The sequence below is a fragment of the Croceibacterium soli genome, assembly GCF_009828065.1.
GTDB lineage: Bacteria > Pseudomonadota > Alphaproteobacteria > Sphingomonadales > Sphingomonadaceae > Croceibacterium_B > Croceibacterium_B soli.
The window spans coordinates 233,850-255,910 of record NZ_WTYK01000001.1 but is presented as its reverse complement, the minus strand read 5'-3'; the positions used below and the strand labels follow the sequence as shown (position 1 = coordinate 255,910).

The window sequence follows — 22,061 nt, the reverse complement described above, 5'->3', positions numbered from 1 at the left end:
GCAATCAGAAGTTGCGGCGCAGCGACACCGACCACTCGCGCGGACGGCCCGGATTGCCGGTGACCACGCCGAAGCTGCCGATGTTCTCGGCCTTGCCGGTATAGTAGAACTCGTCGAACAGGTTCGTCACTGCCGCGCTCAGCGACCAGTCGCGGTCCGCGCTGTCGAACGTCAGGCGCGCGTTGACCAGGTGGTAGCCCTCGATCTCGTTGTAGGCATTGTTGATCGAGTTGTAGAAGAAGTCGGAACGGTATGACCAGTCGACCCGCGGGGTCACGGCCGCGCCTCCGGCCAACTCGGCCACATACTGCATGCCGGCCGAAGCCTGCCACTTGCTGATGAACGGCGCGATCATATCGAGCGTCACCATCGTCGCCGGATTGGTGATCTCGGTGTAGTCGAAATCCAGGTAACCGAGCGAACCGTCGATGGTGAAGCCGTCGACCGGCTCGACGAACGTCTCGACTTCGAAGCCGAAGATCTCGGCATCGCCGGCGTTCGACGGCACCGAGCAGGAGATCACCGTGCTTTCCGGGCACTGGTAGCGGACCAGCTGGATATCCTGGTACTTGTTCAGGAACACCGCGCCGTTCAAGCGGACGCGGCGGTCGAGCCAGTCGGACTTGAAGCCCGCCTCGTAAGTCGTGAGCGTCTCTGGGCCGAAGGTCTGCACCTGGTCTGCCGCCGACGGCCGCGGGTTGATGCCGCCGCCCTTGAAGCCGGTCGAGACCTGCGCATAGAGCATCAGGTCGCTGGTCGGCGCGTAGTTGACGCCCAGGCGGTAATCCACCCGATCGCCGCTGAAAGTCCCCTCCAGCCCATTGAGGCCGGCGACGAGGAAGTTTGGCGCGAAGAACATCGGGCTGGGCTCGGTGCCGTCGAGGTTCAGGCGCGAGTAGTGGTAGGTCTTCTTGTCGTCGGTGTAGCGCAGGCCGCCGATCAGGTTGAGTTGCTCGGTCAGGTGGACTTCGGCGTGGCCGAAAGCGGAGATGCTGCGATTGTCGACATTGTCGTCCTGGTAGAAGTCGAACAGCAGCGTGGGGATGTGGACGCGGCCGTAGATGCGGTCTTTGGCATCGTAGTAGAATCCGCCGACCGTCGCGTCGATCAGCCCGTCGGCGAACTGGCCGGACAGGCGCAGCTCCTGCGTGAACTGCTCGTGCCGGTAGGTGAAGTCCTGCAGCAGGATGGCCAGCGGCGAACCGTCGACATCGATGCCGCTGGAGCCGTCGGCCACGCGGTAGCCCGTGATCGAAGTGACGCTGAGGTCCGGAGTGAGCTCGTAATCGATCTTGCCGCTGACGCCCCAGCTTTTCGCCGTCGCCTTGGGCTCGACCGCGAAGCCACCGGGCTGGACTTGCGTCGGGATGCCGAACACGGTCGTGTAGTTTCCGCCGGTCCGATAGTCGGCGTAAGTCGTGTAGCTTTCCGGGCCGGTGATGAAGCGGCTGTCGAACGGCACGCCGCCGAACGGGTTCGCCGCATCGTAGCTGCGCACCGAAGGATTGGCGGCATAGAGCAGCTTGGTCGGCACGATCTGCGAATTGTCGGACGCGTAATCGGCGCGCAGGTTGATCTCCAGCGGCGTCTCGATCGGAGCATAGCGCAGCGCCAGCCGCACCGCCTGCAGGTCGCGCCCGCCTTCGGTGCCGAGCACGCAATCCTCGTCGCCCGCGCTCGTCATCGGGATGCCGGATCCGGGATTGACGCAGCCGTAGTCGAGCCGCTTCATGTACCCGTCGGACGTCTTCGAAACGCCGGATACGCGCGCGAAGAGCTCGTCGGTCAGAGAGAAGCCGGCGCTGGCGCGCAGGTCGAGCCGGTCGAAGCTGCCGTAATTCGCCTCCACGAAGCCGCCGCCGTTCGCGTCGGGTTCCTTCGTGTAGAGCTTGATCGCTCCGCCGACCGAGTTCTTGCCGGCGAGCGTACCCTGCGGGCCGCGCAGGACCTCGACGCGCTCCAGGTCGGTGAGGTCCATCACGGCACCGAAGGTCGTGCCATAGTAGATGTCGTCGATGTAGACGCCGACGCCCGGTTCGAGCGCAAAGCTCGCGTCGGCCTGGCCGATCCCGCGGATGAACGCGGCAATCGAGTTGCCCTGGAGGCCGCTGGCCGGCTCGAGAGCCACGTTGGGAGCGTAGTCACCGAGATCGGTGACGCTGGTCTGCCCGCGCGCTTCAAGCGTCTCCGCCGTAATCGCGGTGATGGCGATGGGGGTGTCCTGCAGGTTCTGCTCGCGAAACTGCGCGGTGACCACGATCTCGCCGCCGCCGGCGCTACCTGCGGTCGTTGCATCCTGAGCCAGCGCCGGGACGGTCGCCCCCAGTGCGGCCAGGCAAGCGCCCGTGACGTACAGCGACTGCCGAACGGCGCTCACGCGGATGCGCGTCATCTCCACCTCCCAAGCTATCTAACGATCGTTACGATCCAGCGCGCACGTAACCGTGAACCCTCGGTCCACGCAAGCGGGAATCCAAACGATGGTTGGGTTGATGAGCGCAGGGTTGGCGTATCCGATAGGGAAAGAACCGGTGTACTCGAACGGTTTGGTAGCGCGCTAGCTTTCGCCCGAGCCACTTACGCCGTCAGGGAGTGGCGGAGGAACCCTTAAGCGCTCATGGCGCTTCTTTCGTCGCGCCGATGATCAAACTCGGGGACCAGACATTGCAGCAGCCGAACTGCCTCATCTCGATCTCTAACCTGACGTAGAGCTTCAAGGTGCTCGCTCAAGTCGGGCCAGGGCAAGAAGGCCTCATGTGCCATGAGGATGCGCTCGTGCTTGGTTCGCTGCGGAGTGTTGCCGATCAGAAGTTCCTCGTACAGCTTCTCCCCAGGACGCAGCCCCACCTCAACGATCTCTACGTCGCCGTCCCGGTTGTGCTCATCACGTATTGTTAATCCGGAAAGCTCAATCATTGCCTTCGCGAGATCCGCAATGCGCACTGCGTCCCCCATCTCGAGCACGAAAACCTCGCCACCCCGGGCCAGCCCACCAGCTTGCAGAACGAGCTGCGCAGCTTCCGGAATGGTCATGAAGTAGCGTGTTACATCCCGATGCGTGAGGGTCACCGGCCCCCCATTCTCGATTTGGCGCCGGAACAACGGCACCACCGAGCCACTGGATCCCAGCACGTTTCCGAAGCGCACCATCGAATAGCGAGTCGCACTATTCCGAGCGGCAAAAGACTGCACGACTTGCTCGGCCGCGCGCTTGGTGGCGCCCATCACGTTTGTCGGGCGCACCGCCTTGTCGGTGCTGATTAGGATGAAGTCGCTAACGCCGGCAGCCTCCGCCGCCTGCGCGACTTCCTCGGTTCCGATGATATTGTTGCGGATCGCTTCTACGGGGTTCGCTTCGACCAAAGGCACGTGCTTGTAAGCCGCAGCATGATAGACCGTCGCCGGCTGCCACTTTTCGAAGATGAAGCGGAGCCGCTCCCGATCCGTCACCGAGCCCAGCGCGGGAATCACTTCCACCTGCGGATAACCGTACTCTTTGCACCTGTCCGCTATCTCACGATCGATCTGATAGAGCGCGAACTCAGAGACGTCGAACAGCACGAGACGCCGAACTCCGTTCGACAGGATCTGTCGACAAAGTTCGCTGCCGATCGATCCACCGGCCCCTGTGACAATCACGCTTTTGCCAACGATCGTTCGACCCAGCAGCAATGAATTCGGAGAAACGGGGTCGCGCCCGAGCAGATCTTCGATCTGGATTTCACGCAGGTCGCTGATCGAAACCTTACCATCCATTAGCTCTTGGATATTTGGAAGCGTTTGGACGTGAACATGAAAACGCCGAAGCTCGCTCACGATCTGGCTGCGGCGTCTGCGCGTAATTCGCGGCAGCGCCAGGAGGACAGTACGAATGTCCTGTTTGGCGATGACTTCAGCCAGGCGCGCGCTGTGGTAGACCGGAACACCCTCCAGCCGCTGCTGGTCAAGACGATCATCGTCGTCGACGAAAGCAACTGGCACTACGCTTGGGTCGACTCGAAGCGAGAGCAGAAGTTGCCGCCCCGAGCTGCCGGCACCGTAGATCAGCACCCGGTTTATGTTGATGATCGCTCGCTGACTGGCCACGAGATCCATGAGAACGTAGCGCGCCAGGATGCGGCTCGTAGCAGCGAGGCCGAAGAAAATCATGGGCTGCAGGATGGCAATCGTGCGGGGCGTGCCTTGCGCCCCCCAAAACAGGAAGACTGCCATCAGCGGAAGCGAATATATGGCAATTGCTTTAGCGAGTTGCAGGATCGTGCGAGATCCCGAAAATCGAAATATGGTTGAGTACGCGCCGGTGCCGTAGAATACCGGTACAAACAGCAGGACAGACACTGCCGAGAAAATTAGTGGCGGCCCAAGGGGAAAGTCCAGGGCCCCGACCCTGAGCGAGAACGCGATGAAAACCGAAGTCACACAGATTGCGGCATCGAGCCCGATGACCAGCATCCGCTTCTGGCTGCGTTCGATCTGCAACAGTTCGTTCAACGATCGTACGACCAGTGTCCCCAGCCGCTGTTTCATCTGCATCATCCCGCACCAAACTTTCGCTTAATTATCGGGCTTGTGGTTTTTCGCTGATGCGGCGCAGGACGGTCGCCAATCGCAAATCCGTTCGGGCGCATTCAGACGACAAGAAGCCGATTTGTTGAAGCATGCGCAACCCCGCTCCATGGCGATGAGCCCCAACGATCGAAGCAAAGACCGTAAGAAGCCGAGCCGGGAAGCTCCTGACATAAAAGGTACGTTACCTCACGACGTCAGGAACGGCGACGGGGCACATTCCCCTTCCTGCGATGGTGCTCACGCTCGTAGCGCCTCCGCATCTTGGGACGGAAATAGAGCGGCCAGGCCAGCGCAAGCCCTCCGAACAGGAACCCACCTCCCGCCACTGAGATCATGACTACAAGCGTATCCACAAGATCCTCACTGCAAGAATGGATGATTCACAACCAAGCAACACGCAGGACGCTTTCCGGATGATCGTAGCTGCGTGCACACTCCAGGACAGATCATCAGCGGCGGATTACCTCCACCACATCCGCATCGCCCGGTGGCGGGTTTCGGCTCGCGGCGCAAGCCCTCACCGCATCCTGGACCGCAGGGGGTAGTTGATCCCATGCTGCCCCCAAGACGACAAGCGCGCCTGGATCAGGTTCGTCAAGGACGATGCCGTTGTCGATCAGAAGATCGAACACCTGCTGGCAGCGGCGCTCGGATGTATCAGGCTGTATCTTCGGGAGCGCGTCCGTAGACGTTAGGCTGCCTTGGAATATCCCAGTCTGGCTGGCGGCGAACACTAGCACCAGGCATCCGACAAGCGGACGAAGCACCCGTGTGGAGCTGGGCCAGACCGCCATCAAGATGATCGGGATAAAGCCCGCAGCATACATGAGCAGTGCGATCAGCGTTGCCGATGCTGGTGACATTCTTGCAGCCTCATTTCGCCGCACCGAACTCGGGGGGCATGCTGATCCAACTCTCGCGCGCCGCTTTACACGGACGCCACGGCCCACCTATAGGGCCGCACCAGATTTGGCAAATGAGGGTCATGGCGGCGCAGCGCGAAAATCGTCCGTTCGAAACAGTCCGCTTCGGCATGCTGCTTGCGCTTCTGGGCGCTTGCTTCCTCTTCGGCGGTGCGTCTCGAAATGACGTCGCGAGCCTCTTGGTCCTGCAACCGCTAGCTGTGATATGCGCCGGCACCTTCCTGATGACGCCCGGCCCCATGCGATGGGCTGCGATCAAGGTTCCGATGCTGCTGCTCGGGGCGCTCGCCGCCACAATGATCATTCAACTCGTTCCCCTGCCGCCATCGATCTGGTCGAACCTCCCGGGTCACGGCTCATTCACGGAAATCGCGGGAATCGTCGGGATAGAGCAGCCGTGGCGACCGATCAGCCTTACTCCGGACCGGACGCTCGCCAGCCTTGTCGGGCTGGTGACGCCGTTTGCCGTCCTCGTCGGCCTCGCCTCCGTGCCGGTCGAAAACACCTGGAAGGTTCTTCCCCTGCTGATCGGCGCTACGGCGCTGAGCGCATTGCTCGCGCTTGCCCAGTTGGCGGGCGGTCAATCGAGCCCGCTCTACTTCTTCGATGTAACCAATCAGGGGTCAGCTGTCGGCTTCCTGGCCAACCGCAACCACCAGGCGGTCCTGATCGCCATTACCTGGCCGATGTTGGCGGTATGGGCCTCGGTTCCCACTGAACCGAAGCAAGCCGCGGTGAAGCGGTGGATCGCGGTAAGCCTCGCGGTTTTCTTCTTGCCCATGCTGATCGTGACGGGCTCACGTGCAGGCCTCATAGTGGGCACCTTTGGTCTTGTGTTTTCGCTACTGCTCTGGAAGCGGCTTCTGCCGAAGCGGTCGCTCGGACGCTGGAACCGGCTGCTCATTCCGGGTATTCTAGCCATTGCGCTATGCGTCATCGGCGCGACCATCGCGCTGTCGCGCGACGTCGCGGTGCAGCGCCTCACGGGTATCTCCTTCAGCGAAGAGTCGCGTCTTCAGTACCTGCCCACATTGCTCGACATGGCGCGAGATTTTTTCCCGGTGGGTGCCGGTTTCGGCAGCTTCGAAGCCTTGTTCCGTTTCTACGAACCTTTGGAACTGCTGCGCCCGCTCTATCTCAACCATGCCCATAATGATCTCGTCGAACTGGTGATCTCAGGCGGCCTGCCGGTCACGCTGGTGCTCGTGAGCTTGCTGCTGTGGGTAGGCATCCGCGCAATCACCGTGCTTCGCGCCAGCGAGGGAAGCCGTGCGCTTGCCTACGGCCGGCTTGGATTGCTGATTGTAATCAGCATGCTTGTGAGCAGCCTGGTGGACTATCCCTTGAGAACGCCTCTAATGTCCGCGATCTTTGCCGTCGCATGCGGCTGGCTTTCGGCTTATGATCCGGGCCAGCAGGGGCACCGCAGACAAGCCTCGAGAATGTAAGAGAACCAGCTTTACCGAACGGTCCATCCTCACTAGGAGGACACGCCGGATGACGGCAGGGCAAGGAAGCCGGGTGACGCGTGCTTAGAAAGAATACGACTTCTCATTTGCTGCTGCTGCCAATACTTGCCGTGAGCGGATGCTCCGGGCCGAAATTGATCGACACCGGAGAGGTTGCGATCGTCTCGACAGATGCCTTTGCACCGCCGACGGATGCGGATTTCGCCGCGGGCCTGAGGCCGCACCTGATCGGACCCGGCGATTCCCTGATCGTGGAGGTTTTCGGGCTGCCCGAACTCAGTCGCGAGGTGCGTGTAGATGCTTCGGGCGATATCGCGGTCCCGCTCGCCGGCACAATCCATGCGAACGGCAAATCGCCAGCCGAACTTGCGCTGCTCGTTGAGGAAAGACTTCGCTCGAACTACCTCCGTGAACCGCGCGTAACGATTGGGGTGTCGGAGACGGTCAGCCAGGTGCTGACCGTTGATGGCGCCGTTGACCAGCCCGGTGTCTACCCTGTCTTGGGTAACATGACATTGATGCGGGCCATCGCCCGCGCCTCAGGCACCGCGGACTTCGCTGAGACCAGTCACGTGGTGGTGTTTCGCACCGTTGAGGGCCAGCAGATGGCGGCACTATATGATTTGCGCGCAATTCGCCTGGGAGCTTACAAAGACCCGCCGGTCTATACGAATGATGTGGTTGTGGTCGGGGAATCTGCTGCGCGGAGGATCTTCCCGCAAGTAATACAAGCCTCCAGCTTGCTTATGGCTCCCCTGGTTGCGTTGATAAGAAACTGAACGCTTGCTGGATCCTTCGACATAATGAATAATCTCGCTTTCCAATCAGCCATTGCCGACGAGGCCTTCCCCCCAGACCGGGATGCGGGCGAATCGCGTCCGCCCAGCCAGCGGCCCTGGATCTTATACTATCTCGACATCGTCAGACGGCGAAAGTGGCTGCTCGTCGGCGCGGTGGTCATCGCCGTTATTATCGGCCTTGTCGTCACCCTTCTCATGACGCCTCAGTATACGGCATCGTCGACCCTTGAGATTCGCCGGGAAAGCGCCGGGTTTGTTGGCATCGAGGGAGCGGAGCCCGAGGCGGCCGGAGTCGACCAGGAGTTTTATCAGACCCAGTGGGGACTGCTTGAATCTCAATCGCTGGCGGAGCGGGTTGCCGCTCAGCTTCGTCTGCACGAAAATGCAGCCTTCTTCGAGATGTTCGGCAGTGACGAGCATGCCGCAAGCTTGCGCACCTCGCCGTCCGCGGCTGACGCCTCGCAGCGGCAGGAGCGCATCAAGGCCGCAGCTGATCTCTTGCTCGACAATGTTTCGATCGAGCCTGAGCGGCTCTCTCGCCTGGTTACCGTCAAGTTCACGAGCCCTAGCCCAGCCATGTCGATGCAGATCGTCAACGCATGGGGGAACGCTTACATCGAGACGTCGCTCGAACGACGGTTCGAGGCGACATCGTACGCACGAACATTCCTTGAGGAGCGTCTGAACCAACTTCGCGACCGGCTGCAAGACTCCGAGCGGGCGCTGGTAAGCTACGCCGGGAATCAGCGGATCATCAACATCCCTACGTCGACGACGACGGGGTCGGATTCGTTGGCCGCAACGGAGCGCCCCATAGTCGCTGAAGATCTCAGCGCACTCAATCGCGAACTCAACGAGGCGACGGGCGACCGCATTGCGGCTGAGTCACGGCTGCGTGAGTCACGGGGAGCATCACCAGAAGCGCTCAGCAACCCAGTCATCACACAACTGCGCACAAGGCGCGCATCGCTAGCCAGCGACTATGCGCAACTGACGTCTCAGTTTGAACCCGAATACCCCGCGGCGCGGGCTCTCGCAGATCAGATCGCTGAGACTGATCGCGCCATCGCGCGAGAGGAAGCGCGTGTGCGTGCATCCTCTGAAAATGCATTCGCTTCCGCCGTGGATCGCGAGCGCATGCTGCGCACCCGCGTCAACTCGCTCGAAGCCGATTTGCTCGATCTGCGTGGCCGTACCATCCAGTACAATATCTTCCAGCGCGAGGTGGACACAAACCGGCAGCTTTATGACGCGCTTCTGCAGCGCTACAAGGAAGTCGGAGTGGCGGGAGGCGTCGGCGTCAATAACATCTCAATCGTCGACCCTGCGAAGCTCCCTGAGAGGCCCTCGAGCCCCAATCTCGTTCTGAACATCCTTCTCTCGATCATAATCGGCGGGACCATCGGTGTGGCGCTCGCTATCGCCCTTGAAGTCATCGACGACACGATCTCCGATCCACGCGAACTGGGCTCACTGCTCGGGCTTCCACTGCTTGGCACTATTCCGAGCGCTGAAAGCGACGACCCGGCGGAAGAACTCAACGACCCGAAGACCCCGCTCGTGGAGGCATACCTTTCGACGCTTACGCGCCTGGCCTTCACAACTGAGCATGGGATTCCGCGCTCACTCGCGATCACGAGCACCAGGCCTGGCGAAGGGAAAAGCACGACAGCCTACGCACTGGCGCGGCAACTCTCACGCACGTCGGGTGGTGTGGTTCTTGTGGATGGCGATATGCGCTCCCCTTCGCTGCATCAGATGTTCGACTTGGCGAACGAACGTGGGCTCAGCCACTATCTTGCTGGCGATGACCACTTGGATTCGATGCTTCACGCGCGACCGGACGAGCCGACACTTCTGTTGGCCGGCCCTATGCCGCCCAACGCCGCCGAACTGCTCACGGGCGATCGTATGGCTCTGCTGTTGCGGGAACTTTCGAGCAGGTTCGAGTACGTCATCATCGATGCTCCGCCCGTCATGGGGCTCGCGGACACCCCGCTTATCGGCAGTAGGGTAGAGGGCGTCGTTTATGTGGTCGAGTCGCACGAGACCCGCACGTCCCTGGCGCAGATCGCAGTCGGCCGCTTACGCGATTCTCATTCGCGAGTCCTCGGGGGCCTTCTGACCAAGTTCCAGGCACAGAAAGCTCACTACGGCTATGGCTACGATTATGGCTATGGATACGGGGACGGCCGGCGAGCCGAGTCAGAAGCTGCTTAAGACGCAACATGCTTAAGCGAGCCACTCGAACGGGCAAGCGAAGGTTCGCAATCCGACGGGTTGGCTCGCTATTGACCGGCGCCTTCGCTACCGCCGTGGCGTTCGCGATAGTCTTACAGGTCTCCATCGCGGGTGAGTACCGAAGCACCCGTCCCACTTTGGCGCTGGCGGTGGCACCAGGCGATGCTGAAGCCCGCGCCAGGCTGGCTGCGACGCTGGCAAGGCAGACGCACGCTCCGGAAGCCCTTGAGCCAGCCATGGCCTTGGCCCATGATGCGCTACGCCGCAGCCCGCTTATCCCTGCTGCAGTCCGCGCGCTGGGCCTCGTCTATGGAGCCGATGGTTCGGATGAAGGCCAGGTAAGCGCTCTCACACATATGAAGCTTGCCGAACGACTGTCGCGTAGGGATCAGGCGACGCAGCTGTGGTTGGCTGAACACCATTTGCGTCGCGGTAACATACCGGAAGTGATCCGACAGTTCGACATCGCGCTACGGACATCGTTGCGCGGACAACGTGATCTGTTCCCGTTGCTGGCCGCCGCTGCATCCGACGAGCGGATCGCTGAGGCACTTGTCACGCGCATGCGCGCAAAGCCGCACTGGGCTTTCCCATTCGCAAGGCATCTGCTCAGAGCGCCGCTGCCGAACGAGCTTCTAGTGTCGCTGTATCAGCGCACCCTGGATCCCAAGATTCCTGCAGAGATGGAACTGATACAGTTCCTCATGCAACGGTTTGCATCGGCGGGTGAATATCGCTTGGTTCGCCAGCTCCACGACGACTTCGATCTCGGAGCGAACTCCAGCCGAGAGTTTGTCCGTAACGGAAGCTTCGAAGAGAGCACAAATATTCCACCGTTCGGCTGGGACCTTGCCCAGGAACCGGAACTCTGGGCGGCGTCTGAACGGCAGCCGGACGGCGGTAAAGCATTAGGTGTGTTCGCCGCTGCCGGCAGCGCCGGCGAGGCGGCCCGCCAGCTCGTCGAGCTCTCTCCGGGTAGCTACAGTCTGTCGGCCGACTTCAGCAGTGTCCCAACCGCTTCCAATCAGTACGTAGACCTGCAGGTCCGCTGCGCCGAGGCGAACGGACTCAAGCTGGTGACACTGACTCCTGCTTCCGGCACTGACATGCGCCGAGTGAGTGACCGGTTCACGGTGCCTCAAAGCTGCGCATTCCAGTGGCTGGTCGTCAATACCGTAGGTCCGGAAGCTGGGGCGACCGGATCCCGGTACATCGATGATGTGGTGATTGCTCGAGAATAGCCTCGTAAGCTAGCGGCAGGCTATGCGGTCCGTCGGCTCGTCAGAACCAATCGACCTCCTTCCACTCATCGGGGCAAGTTTCGAGAAGCGGGAGCAACCGTTGCGGAGAACCGACACCTGCCACACGTGCCAGAGGTCCACATCCCGAGAACGCGTGCGCAGCACACCGCCAGTTGGCTGACCTGGGCCAGAGGACCACCGCCGCTGAGGGGGGCGATACCAATGATGATGAACGAGCGGCGACCAAGCCCACCGATCTTGTTCAGGTGCCCTCTTCTACGGTGTGGTGCCCAACCAAAGAGGCTGTGAAGCGAGCCTACAGATGACTCAAGGCACAATGAACCGACGCACTGCAATGAGCCGCCTTGCCGCGGCCGCTGCCATGCTGAGCGTGGAAAGCAGCGCCGTCAGCTCCTGCCTATCGTGCACAGTCACTAGCCGAGCCGCACTGACGGCGCTCGATCCCACACGAACGAATGTTGCGTTCCTCAGTGAAGATGGACGCGATGGAGTGTTCGAGTTCCAGACCGGCGACTTTTCCGCCGCGATCGACCGGGATCCTCTCGGAGGCATCTACATCAAAGCGGACGATGTGGCGTCTACCGCCGGTGCATGGATCCGTCAGTTCACGGGTCCAGTAGCCGTCGATTGGTTCGGCGCAGGCAAGCCAGGGGCAGACGATACTGCCGCATGGAAGGGCGCGCTCGCGGCCAGCCATCACGTTACCGCTCGCAGGGGCGCAACTTATCACATCAAGGGAACTCTCGGCGCTCCTCTCGACGGAGCGACCATCGATCTCAACGGCAGTACGATCATTGCCGATTGGAAGGAGGCGAGCGGCCAATATGAAGCCGTCTTCTTTATTGATGGCCAGGACAATGTCACGATCCGGAACGGAAAGATCGAGTTCACAGGCCGGTTCAACTCCGGCGGAAGCTATGCCGGGTTGGTGTCTGGCATTCACGCTAACAATGCGGATAAACTCACTGTCGAAAGCATGGAGATAACCGGCTTCAATCGGTGCGGCATTGTTGTGGGGCTCCTGGTGAGCGGTCCGACTCCTAATTGTCAGAGCCCGAAGGTCATTAATTGTCATCTTCACCACAACCGGGTTGCTGGCGCCGTCTTCGGCTTCACGAGGAACGGGTTGGTCCAGGGGTGTGACCTGCGCTGGAACGGCCACGCTTCAGATCCTGGTACAGGTTACGGGTTCGCGGGCTGGTCCTCCGGGCTCCCGGTAAACACCTCGCTGATCGGCAACAACGCGAGCGACAACTATCGCAAGGGGCTAGACTTCCATAGCGGCCACGATGGGGTGGTTTCGGGGAATACCTGCGCCCGCAACGGCATCTTCGGCATCTTCGTCGAAGGCGTCAGTGGCACCTGGTCGATTACCGGCAACATCGTGAAAGATATGCTCTGGGATGGAAGGTTCCGAGACAGCACGATGTTCGGAATCGCGGTTGGGCACCTGACCGGCCAAGGGACGCGAGCCGCTCCTACGTCCTTCGTAATCTCGGGGAACACGATATCGAACTTCCGCCTGACGGATGGGAGCGCAGCTGCGCTGTATTTGATGGGCCGCGGCCTCAGCTATGGGAAGTTCATGATAGCCGACAATGTCTTCGACCTGGGCAAAGTGACTCACGTTGTGAACACCGCCAGCGGCCCATCTCGCAACTTCGGCAAATGGTACGACGTGGCGATCACTGGAAATGAGGTCACGTGCGAAGAATGCACCGGGATACCGTTCGTCATTCGTGGCAACACCAATCGTAAGAAGACATTTGCTAACAACCGGCTGGAGATACGGGCCGCGGGAGCTTCCGCGGGCGTGTTCGTCTACGAGAGCACTCTAGCGGACGGCCACACTCTGGTTGCTACCGGTAACGACCTATCGGTTCCCCCCGCGGCTTGGCGCGAGGCTCATGACCCCATTCGAGTCCGCCGTACAGCCCATGAGACCGTGAAGGGGAACTGGGTCAACGGGACATCCTGGCGAGACTGGGACGGCGCGGGCTTCATCAGCCGTGGTTCCCAGAAACCGGCTCTTCCAAGTTCCAGAAGGTAATTAGCTGCGACGGCTAACGTCAGACATGGGATGTGGGTCGACAGTACGCGGCGCGGGAATGCGTCTCACGCCTGCCAGTCGCGCGCCCGGCGCGATGTGATTATTGCGCTGGGACAGCAAACCCGGAACCCTGCGCCGCAACGGGGGATCGGCCGAATAGCACCTCTTCAAGCCGACCTGCCAGCATACCGTACTCGTGGCGCTCCATCACTGCTCTTCGGCCATTGCTTCCAAGCTGCTGACGCTTCTCCGGAGGCATCATCCGCAATTCCAGGATGGCCTCCGCCAGTGCATCGGGGCGCTCAGCCTCAACCGTCAATCCGGCATCATACTCGGCGACCGGATCGTAGGCTCCGGAATAGCTGTGAATGATGGGCCTGCCCGAATAGAGATAATCGAAAATCTTGTTCGCCGCGATACCGAAGCGATACAAGGGCGTCTCGTTCCATCCGATAAAGCAGGCACCGAACTCAGCGAGCAGTGACTGAACCATGCCAGCCGGAACAGGATCCAAGAAGGTCACGTTGTGCAGGCCCCGGGTTCGGACCTCAGCCTGCAATCGCGCCTTCTCCCGGCCGTCGCCGACCAGAACGAAGGCAATGTCGTCACGCTCACGAAGCCTTTCGGCCGCCGCCAGCAGGTTGTCGAGCGCGTTCGCCAACCCTAAGGTTCCAGCATAGCCGACGACAAACTTGCCTTTCGGAAGCTGCCCTTGAACTTCCGCCGGGAGCGAAACTGGGTTCGCCGCACCGCCGAGTGAGAACCCGTTGGGAATCCAGTGGAACTTGGTAGGGTCCATGCCTCGTGCGACCATGTGCGCCCCCGCACCGGGGAGGTTCGATACGACCGCATCAGCGCGCTTGTAGGCCCTGTCCTCAATGCTCTGCATCAGGCGAATGAGCGGATGAGCGGGTGAAATCCCGCCAAGCTCAACGAGCGTTAATGGCCAGATGTCGCGAACCTCCAGTGTCAGACGGGTGCCGAGCCGGCGCGCAAGGCGCTCGGCGCCCAAGGTGCCGATCAACGATGGCGACGAGTAGAAGATTGCGTCAGGGCGATCCGAGAGTTGGCGGGGCAAGTTCGCGATGCGCCACGCGAATAGAACCCAGTTGAGAAAGCGAAGCCGATCATGTGCATGGGCGTAACGCGGAGTTGGAATGCGAACGAAGTTGACGCCGTCCAGCCGTTCAATCGCAGGAGCGTTAGCGGATGCCTCCTGATCGCGCAGCAGATGATGCCACCTAGCAGCGATCATGTGCACTTGATGGCCGCGTTCGGCCAATTCACGCGCCAGGTGCCAGTGACGCCCACCCATGCCGGTCGCGGGGGTCGACGCGTATTGATTGATGATCCAGATTGAGCTCACTGATCGATCAATCTGGCGATGATCTTCCTTGCCGATGCGCCGTCGCCGTACGGCGCCACATCTGCGCCACGCGTCCCTCGCGCATTCAGGATCGTGGCTGCGATCTGCTCGCTGGTGTCCATTGGCGCGAGCCGATTCCAACCTGCAACCACCAGTTCGGTCCACTCGGTCTCCGTTCGCAACGTGACGCATGGGACGCGTTGGAAGAATGCCTCCTTCTGGACTCCCCCGGAATCCGTGGCGATGACCGCAGCGCCGCTCTCGAGCGCGATCATCTCCAGGTATCCCAGCGGATCCAGCACCGTCAGCTTGGTTGTGAGAGGCTCCAGTCCCTCTGCCGAAATGCGTGCTCGCGTGCGCGGGTGGAGCGGCAGGATAACGGGCAATTGCATTGCCACCTCGCTGAGTCCCTCGAGGATCTTCTTTAGCGCGCGGATATCGTCCGTGTTCTCCTGTCGGTGCACAGTCGCGAGCACGTAATCACCTGAGCACAAGCCCCGAGCGGCGGCCGACAGGTTACGCTCGGCGGCTAACTTTCCGAAGTGCAGCGCTGCGTCAAACATCACGTCCCCGGCCTGCACTATCCGCTCCGGGGGCAAACCTTCTCTCAGCAGATTGGCGGTGCCCTCGTCGGTCGGCGTGAATAGAAGGTCCGAGCAATGATCCGTCAGAACTCTATTGATCTCTTCGGGCATCATCCGGTTGAACGAGCGGAGCCCCGCTTCGATGTGGGCGACGGGAACACCGAGCTTTGCCGAGGCGAGCGCCCCCGCCACGGTGGAATTCGTATCGCCATAGACCAGCACCCAGTCCGGAGCCTCGGCCTTGATGATTCCTTCCAGCCCCTCCAGCATGCGTCCGGTCATCGCCCCGTGAGACAACCCCGCAATCCCGAGATGATGCGCGGGTGGAGGGATAGCCAGGTCTTCGAAGAACACGTCAGACATATTCGCATCATGGTGCTGACCGGTATGGACGAGGCACTCCGACACTCCGGGGTTTTTGGCGATTTGATGAGACACGACCGCCGCCTTGATGAACTGGGGCCTCGCTCCAACGACGGTAAGTATGCGTGTCACGGCTTCCTCGCTAACGTGTTGCCTAAAGGCCGGGATTCCATGTCTTGGTAGATCCCTATCATCCGACGGACGCTTTCACGCCACCCATAATGCCGGCAAACATGCGTGCGGCCGGCACTACCGAGCGTGCGCCGAAGTTCGGCATCGAGCACGAGGCGCTTCAGCGCGTCGGCGGCCGCTGGCGGGCACTCTCTCGGGACGACGAAACCGGTTTTGGCGTGCCTCACGACCTCGGGCAAACCGCCGGCGTCAGAGACTATGACCGGCAGTCCACTCGCACTCGCTTCCAACACCGCCACGCCGAAACTTTCGTGACGGCTGAGAGCAACATAGACGTCCAGCTTCGAGAGTTCCGCCGCCACCTTGGAGTGGGGTACTTTGGGGACGAAGTCCGTGACCCGCGCTATGCCTCTCTCCGCTGCGAGGGTGCTAAGGGACTCTCGTTCAGGGCCGTCTCCGACAATCCGCAGCCTAAGCCTATCGGCCACGGAAGGAGCCTCCTGCGCCAGCACCATCCTCAGGCGGACAAAGCTCTCGACGAGCAGGTCGATGCCGTAGACCGGCCTGAGCGTCTTGACCGTTCCGATGACAATCGGGGCATCGTCTGCAATCGTCGGTGGGCCGGCGGCAGGGGCAAAGAGTTCGAGATCGATCCCGAAGGGAGTGACTTCAACCTGGCCGATACCAGGAGTTAGGCGGCGCACCTGCTCGGCCATGGCTCTACTTGTGCTCGCCACCCGGTCGGCAGCAGCAAGATTCCCCTGCAGCCACCAACGGTGCAGCGGCGATCTGTTCGGGAACCGGTACACATCGCTTCCCCAGACCGAAAGCAGCAGGGGGCCGCAGCCGCCCAACCGGGCGGTGGTACCGTAGCCGGACGCATAATGCGCGTGCACAAGTGACGGAGCCTCTTGGCACCATATTCGCCTCAACGCGCTGCCGTTACGGAAATAGCCAAGCGAGCCTGAGAACGGCAGCTGATGAACGACAACCGAACCGTCAAGCGGCAGCACATCTCGATCCTGGGTGACAAGGACTATCTCCAAGCCGGCCTCGGCCAACCCGTTGACCCATCGTGCCGCGTGGATGCTGGCGCCATTCGCCAGCAGCAGGACTTTCATGGACTGACCTTCAGTTGAACCGCGGCAGCGCAGTGCGCCCGGCCATGGCTAAGCGCTCCACAGGTCGCCGGTGCGAACTTTTTGCAGAGTCGGCGATTTCGCTTTCTCCGCTGTCAAGCATGATCACAGAAAGACCGATGCCAACCAGCATCCACATAGGAAGCATATAGATCACGGTGGATGGCCCGATAGCCCCGATTATGAACCCGGCAAACCCGGCAAAGAGGGACTTGGCCAGATACCGGCGTTCGGGGCTCCGTGACGATTTGGCCACCTTCCATAGCTGCACCAGGAACCGTGCATACCAGGCCGCGAAAAGCAGCGCGAAGAGAACCCCACCTTCCACCAGCAGCTCGATCCAGAAGTTGTGCATGGAGGTAATTTCCCGCACCTGAAACAGAGACTTTTCTTGGATCACCCAACTCCCACCTGCCCCGACACCCAGGCCCCCTGAATCGTACAATGCATCGAGACCGTTCCGTATGAGCTGAGCGCGGGCACCTGTGGAACTGTCTACTAGCACTGCATCACCACGCAGGCTGGCCCAGAAGTCGCCGATCGCGCCGCCGAGGCCCTCGAGTTCCAAGATGCGCGTATTGGAGCTTCCACTCACGAGATCCAGCGTCCCGGCACCCACTATCGTCACCACCAATGACGCGGTCATCAAGCCACCGAAGCGCCCGGCGATGCCGCCCCAGACGAAAACACAGATCGTGAGGGTCAAACCACATGCAACAAGCACGGAGCGAGCGCCGCACATGTACACGATGTACAAGATGGCTGAAGTAGCCACGATGCGGACAAGCCACTTCTGATGAAGGGCGAAGAACGGCAACGCCAGCGCCAGGAATGCAGCAAGGTTGTTCGGATTGCTGAAGAAGCCGGTTGGTAGCGAAGCGATGTATTCCGATGCCCAGACACCGAATCCGGAGAGGTCTTCGGGTTCGCGGCCGAAATACGCGTAATATTGCGAATAGGGAGAGAAAGGCAGCCTAATGAGCCCCAAACCCTCGAGCGCGGAAAGGAATATCTCCACGGAGATCAGCAGGAAAACGAGTTTGAATGCTGCAGTAAGGCGAGACGGTGATCGACAAATCTGCGTCGTGTATAGCACAGTGAGGGTCGCGAGAACGACATACGCGCAATACTGAAGCGCATACATCTTGTCTTCTGCCCACAGGATCGATGCCGCGTACCAGCCAACAAAAACCACAAAGAACCCGACGTCCCAACGCAGTGCGGGTCGGACACCGCCTGTTGGGGAAGAAAACCCGGAGACAGCGGATCTTACCAGACGGGCTATAAGCACCAGGTGAAACACATATAAGACGGAGTATGACGCCGCTGTGCTCAAGATGCCAGAGACTAAGAACGCGCGGTCGGTGGTACTTATGCTATTTTTCAAGTAACATCTCCACGTCGCTCACTTCAGCATTCATACGATCCCGCCAAGTCCACAAGCGCTCACGAGCGACTGCTCGCACCCCCTTCCTTAGTTCATCAGCCCAAGCGGCGTCTCGTACAAGGCGGGCGATGTCACTGGCCGCGACCTGGGATATGTCTTGCGACGGATCATAGATGAGGCCGCTTTGCCCGTGGGTGATCCAGTCGCCCGTTGCACCATTTCTGAGTGTTACGATCAGCTTGCCCATTCGGATAGCTTCAAGGAGCGGGTTTCCGACGTTGCTCATATCATAGGTCGAGATGAACACATCCGCTGCATTCATGTAGTCATAGACGTCTGACTGGGGAACAGGACCAGTGAATATGACCTGGTCGGCGATGCCCAGATCACGCGAGAGCCGCTCAAGGCGTTCGTACTCGCTCCCTCCCCCCACGACCAGGTAGACGAACGCAACGCCGAGCCGCTTGAGCTCCTCAGCGATAGCGAGTCCCCGGTCCACTCTCTTCCAGCCGGCCAGGCGCGAGACCGATACAAGAACCAGTTCATCCGGCCCCACGCCAAGCCTTCTTCTAAACTCTTGAGTAGGTTGAAGTTCCTTCGGTTCGTCCGCTCCATTCACCCAGAACCTGAGGTTTGCAGCCCTCGAACCCACTCTCCTGAGTGCCTCGTTACCTTTTGTTCCGTCATCCGTCATGATCACCAGGTCGCAAGCGCTTCGAAGCGCCAGAATCTGGTCCAGGTTCACCAGTTGCCGAACTCGCTGTCGGCCTTCCAACATTTCGGTGACGCTGGTGCCTTGAAATCGGTGGACGACCAGGGCGCCACCGCTCGCACCAACCATCTTGAGTAACCTGGCAGCCAGAACGCCCTGCACCTCGTAGCCATAGATCACATCAGCGGCTTCGCGCCGCAAGGCCTGTGCGCCACGAAGAGCAAGTTGCAGGACGACAGCCAGACTGGCGATCTTGGTCCATACGTAGGAGAGCGCACGCCCGGCTTGAGTGTTTCGGAGCCTGGCGAGAGGCCACGCAAACCTCTCGACCCGGATCCCTGCCGGGTTGATCTCGGCCTCGTAGCCGTAGTTGCCCCGCGGGAGGTTGTCCCGAGCAACAATGTACCGCACCTCCCAGCCGGCATCTCTGAATGCTTCAGGCGTCTTCCGTATGACCTGGATAGACTTCTCTTTGAAGTCCAAAGCCGAGAGGAACAGTATCTTCTTACTCATTGGTTCTTGTCCGTTCAGCGTCCCAATCGCGGACGCTCTGTACATATACCTGACCGGGCGCACGACGTTTGACGCTTACGAGGTCAAAGCGTTTCACCACCATGCTACATCCGAGGAACCGGCGTCCTTTAGAAGGTATACCCAGTCCGGCTTGCGCAATAGGTCACGAAGATCGCGACTCAACGCCACGTCCTCGAAGAGAGTTGGCGCCTACCATAGCGAAACCCACCCGTTCTCAGGACCCAAATGCCGCGCGGCCATCTTGTAATCGAGAGGGAGTTAGTTCCGCGCATAGTTTGGTTCCGGCAAGCCGCTACCGGCCGGCTTCAGTCTTCGGCCACGTAAACCCGGTGATAGCGGTTGAGCGCAAATCGGCCCGCGCTGACAGCGCTATAGTGCTTGCGTAATTCCTGCACGATGGCGCTGTTTGAACAGGTAGGAGCAGACCCGACCTCCCAGAAGTGCGCATCGGCAAGCGCCTTCCTGCCGGGCAGATCGAAGGTCAGCGACCATGGCTTCGGGGGTACCTTGGGCAGCCGCAGCACACCCCCAAGGCCAAAAGTCTTCCGGTAATTTGGCAACGTAAGGAAGAGCCGACGTCCGAGCGACCGCAGCGTTGCGATATTGCGAGGCAACTCCTCCAGCGGCATGTGCTCAAGCACCTCGCAACATACTACCACGTCCACTCGCCTCGCGCCCATGAGTTGCGGCAGCTCCTGCAGAGGGGCGAGAAGATCCGGATTGAGCGAGGGATTGATATCGGCCGTCGTGACAGGGACGCCCGCCTTCTTGAAGAAATCGGACACCATGCCATTACCAATTCCGATCTCGAGAATCGACTTAGGGCGCATCTTGTGAATGCCATGTATCTGGTGCGATAATGAGAACAACTGGGTGAGCTCGAAGTAGGAATCGCCGAAATACTCGCTCCGCGGGACTGATTCTTCGCGGTCATAGCCTTGAAGAACTTTTCTTGTGGACATGAACTAAACTCCTAATGCGCCGAGAGGTGATGAACTTCGGACGCTTGGGCAATGGTGGGAGGCTTTGACCATATTTGATTACTGCGAGCGTTCGTCACCGCTCTCGGTCCCGGATTTTTGACTGGCGGCTGGCGACATTACAAGCAACTTCCTTACGGCCAGCCAGCACGCACAGAGCCAGTACAAGAGAGCGCACGCGACTATCACGTTCCTGCCGACTGGGGCCTCGATGGGGAGCGCGAAAGAGAAGGTGAGGCAAAGGCCATAGATTGCGACGGGATGAAAGATGGCTGCGATCACCTGGTGGATCGGCACACCGGCAGCCCTCGCAGTTACCACAGCGTAGGCAGCATATCCCGACGTGCTTGCGACAGAAAACCCGACCAATGCGCCCTCGGCCTCGCCTAGGGCCGCGCCGGCTAGGAGACCTGAGACGCGCAACACCACGAGGCCAAGTTGCAGCAACGAGTTCAGCTTCTGCGCTTCCAAGGCAATCAGGAGCACGGATAGAGGGGATGCGATGAATTGCCAGCCTGCCCAGGTTGCGGTCCAGGCGACCACAACGGCTGCCGGTGCCCATTCCGCTCCGAACGCAAGCGGCACGACATCGCGTGCCAGGACCGCCACGATCGCGAATGCAGGCAAGGACAACATGGCGAGCGCGCGAAGAAGTCTTACCGTGAGTAGGCCGACTTCCTGCTGGTGCTGCGCCTCTACCAAACGGCCCAAGAGCGGCGCCGATATCGCCTTCCCTACGAGCCCGAGCGGTGCCGAAAGAAAGCGAAAAGCTAACGCGTAATACCCTGCTAGCGTAGATGTGAAGATGGCTGCGAAGAGAAGAATGGGCGCCTGCGCGCCGGCGACGCTGAGCAACCCCGCCCATGTATCAAACAGCGGGAATTGCCGGTAGCGCTTGGCCGCCCATGCCAAGCGCCTTGGCCGAAGCCGCTGGCGGGCCCGGCGGTAGTCGCGCGCGAAATCTCTCGCAAGCCGGCGCACGCCCGCACTGACGCCTATGATCTGCCCGACGATTAGCCCCAAAGTGCCGAGACCCGCGAGCCCCATCGCAATTTGCGCCCCATTCCCGGCGAGGCCCTGCTGAACTCGGGTGATCGCGACAACCCCGAACTTTTGCCTTCGCACAAGCCAATAGCTGAGGATCTGGTACGCACCGGCTGCAAAGATGCCAACGGCGATCAAGCTGGCGAAACTCGTCGCACTGAGTCCCGTCTCAAAATCGAGCCACCGGCTCGCCACCAGCCACAAGACACCGGCAAGCGGCGCGACGATACTCAGGATGAGGAACGGCAGGACCACGAGCTGAAACGCAGCCATGTCAGTCCGAGCCAATGGGATGGCGAGCTCATATCGGAAAGTCGCCACGATCACCACCAGCCCCACGATGCCCGCGAAGACGGCCGCTGAGCCAAACTCGCCCGGCGAGTAGAAGCGGGTCAAGAACGGCAATGCGAGGAAGGTGATAAGCTGCCCCCCCGCCGTGGCTCCCGCCATGGTCGTGACGTTTCGAGCGAACTTCCCTCCCGGAATTCGGAAACGGGACATCCGCT

Annotated in this window: 15 protein-coding genes; 5 read left to right on the top strand and 10 right to left on the bottom strand. The window is 60.7% G+C overall.

Translation table 11 applies throughout. The annotated features are described in order from the left end of the window. Positions 1-4: 4 nt before the first annotated feature. The 3 genes from GRI75_RS01320 to GRI75_RS01310 form a co-directional block, all read right to left on the bottom strand. Positions 5-2,392, bottom strand: a complete 2,388-nt coding sequence (locus GRI75_RS01320; protein ID WP_160745128.1) for a TonB-dependent receptor — start codon at positions 2,390-2,392, stop codon at positions 5-7. Between the two features lie 215 nt (positions 2,393-2,607). Beyond that, positions 2,608-4,527: a polysaccharide biosynthesis protein gene (locus tag GRI75_RS01315; protein ID WP_235911106.1), complete on the bottom strand. Its 1,920-nt coding sequence runs from the start codon at positions 4,525-4,527 to the stop codon at positions 2,608-2,610. Positions 4,528-5,018: 491 nt separating this feature from the next. Further along, positions 5,019-5,432, bottom strand: coding sequence for a hypothetical protein (locus GRI75_RS01310; protein ID WP_160745126.1), 414 nt, complete (start codon positions 5,430-5,432; stop codon positions 5,019-5,021). Between the two features lie 38 nt (positions 5,433-5,470). On the opposite strand from GRI75_RS01310, the gene GRI75_RS01305 reads away from it, so the two are divergent. The 5 genes from GRI75_RS01305 (at position 5,471) to GRI75_RS01285 (ending at position 13,314) form a co-directional block, all read left to right on the top strand. After that, positions 5,471-6,940 (top strand): O-antigen ligase family protein, encoded by a 1,470-nt coding sequence (locus GRI75_RS01305; protein WP_160745125.1) that lies wholly within the window; start codon positions 5,471-5,473, stop codon positions 6,938-6,940. A gap of 80 nt (positions 6,941-7,020) precedes the next feature. Beyond that, the gene (locus tag GRI75_RS01300; protein ID WP_328597902.1) at positions 7,021-7,740 is read left to right on the top strand and encodes a polysaccharide biosynthesis/export family protein; all 720 of its coding nucleotides are present in this window, start codon (positions 7,021-7,023) and stop codon (positions 7,738-7,740) included. A gap of 24 nt (positions 7,741-7,764) precedes the next feature. Continuing rightward, positions 7,765-9,981 (top strand): GumC family protein, encoded by a 2,217-nt coding sequence (locus GRI75_RS01295; protein WP_160745124.1) that lies wholly within the window; start codon positions 7,765-7,767, stop codon positions 9,979-9,981. Between the two features lie 71 nt (positions 9,982-10,052). Further along, complete coding sequence (locus GRI75_RS01290; RefSeq protein WP_160745123.1) at positions 10,053-11,243, top strand: hypothetical protein; 1,191 nt, start codon at positions 10,053-10,055, stop codon at positions 11,241-11,243. Positions 11,244-11,598: 355 nt separating this feature from the next. Beyond that, the gene (locus tag GRI75_RS01285) at positions 11,599-13,314 is read left to right on the top strand and encodes a right-handed parallel beta-helix repeat-containing protein (protein ID WP_160745122.1); all 1,716 of its coding nucleotides are present in this window, start codon (positions 11,599-11,601) and stop codon (positions 13,312-13,314) included. 100 nt (positions 13,315-13,414) lie between these two features. Here the strand turns inward: GRI75_RS01285 and GRI75_RS01280 are convergent, their stop codons facing one another. From GRI75_RS01280 to GRI75_RS01250, 7 genes are all read right to left on the bottom strand, one after another. Further along, positions 13,415-14,680 (bottom strand): glycosyltransferase family 4 protein, encoded by a 1,266-nt coding sequence (locus tag GRI75_RS01280; protein WP_202389520.1) that lies wholly within the window; start codon positions 14,678-14,680, stop codon positions 13,415-13,417. Then, entirely contained in the window at positions 14,677-15,759 is a 1,083-nt protein-coding gene (gene wecB / locus GRI75_RS01275; RefSeq protein WP_160745121.1) for a non-hydrolyzing UDP-N-acetylglucosamine 2-epimerase, read from the bottom strand. Before wecB ends, GRI75_RS01280 begins: the two co-directional genes overlap by 4 nt. Beyond that, positions 15,756-16,880, bottom strand: a complete 1,125-nt coding sequence (locus tag GRI75_RS01270; RefSeq protein ID WP_160745120.1) for a glycosyltransferase — start codon at positions 16,878-16,880, stop codon at positions 15,756-15,758. Before GRI75_RS01270 ends, wecB begins: the two co-directional genes overlap by 4 nt. Positions 16,881-16,890: 10 nt before the next feature. Beyond that, positions 16,891-18,093 (bottom strand): O-antigen ligase family protein, encoded by a 1,203-nt coding sequence (locus GRI75_RS01265; protein ID WP_160745119.1) that lies wholly within the window; start codon positions 18,091-18,093, stop codon positions 16,891-16,893. Positions 18,094-18,274: 181 nt separating this feature from the next. Further along, positions 18,275-19,510: a glycosyltransferase family 4 protein gene (locus GRI75_RS01260; protein ID WP_160745118.1), complete on the bottom strand. Its 1,236-nt coding sequence runs from the start codon at positions 19,508-19,510 to the stop codon at positions 18,275-18,277. A gap of 326 nt (positions 19,511-19,836) precedes the next feature. Beyond that, positions 19,837-20,493 (bottom strand): class I SAM-dependent methyltransferase, encoded by a 657-nt coding sequence (locus GRI75_RS01255; RefSeq protein WP_160745117.1) that lies wholly within the window; start codon positions 20,491-20,493, stop codon positions 19,837-19,839. Positions 20,494-20,571: 78 nt separating this feature from the next. Beyond that, complete coding sequence (locus GRI75_RS01250; RefSeq protein WP_160745116.1) at positions 20,572-21,951, bottom strand: oligosaccharide flippase family protein; 1,380 nt, start codon at positions 21,949-21,951, stop codon at positions 20,572-20,574. Positions 21,952-22,061: the final 110 nt, after the last annotated feature.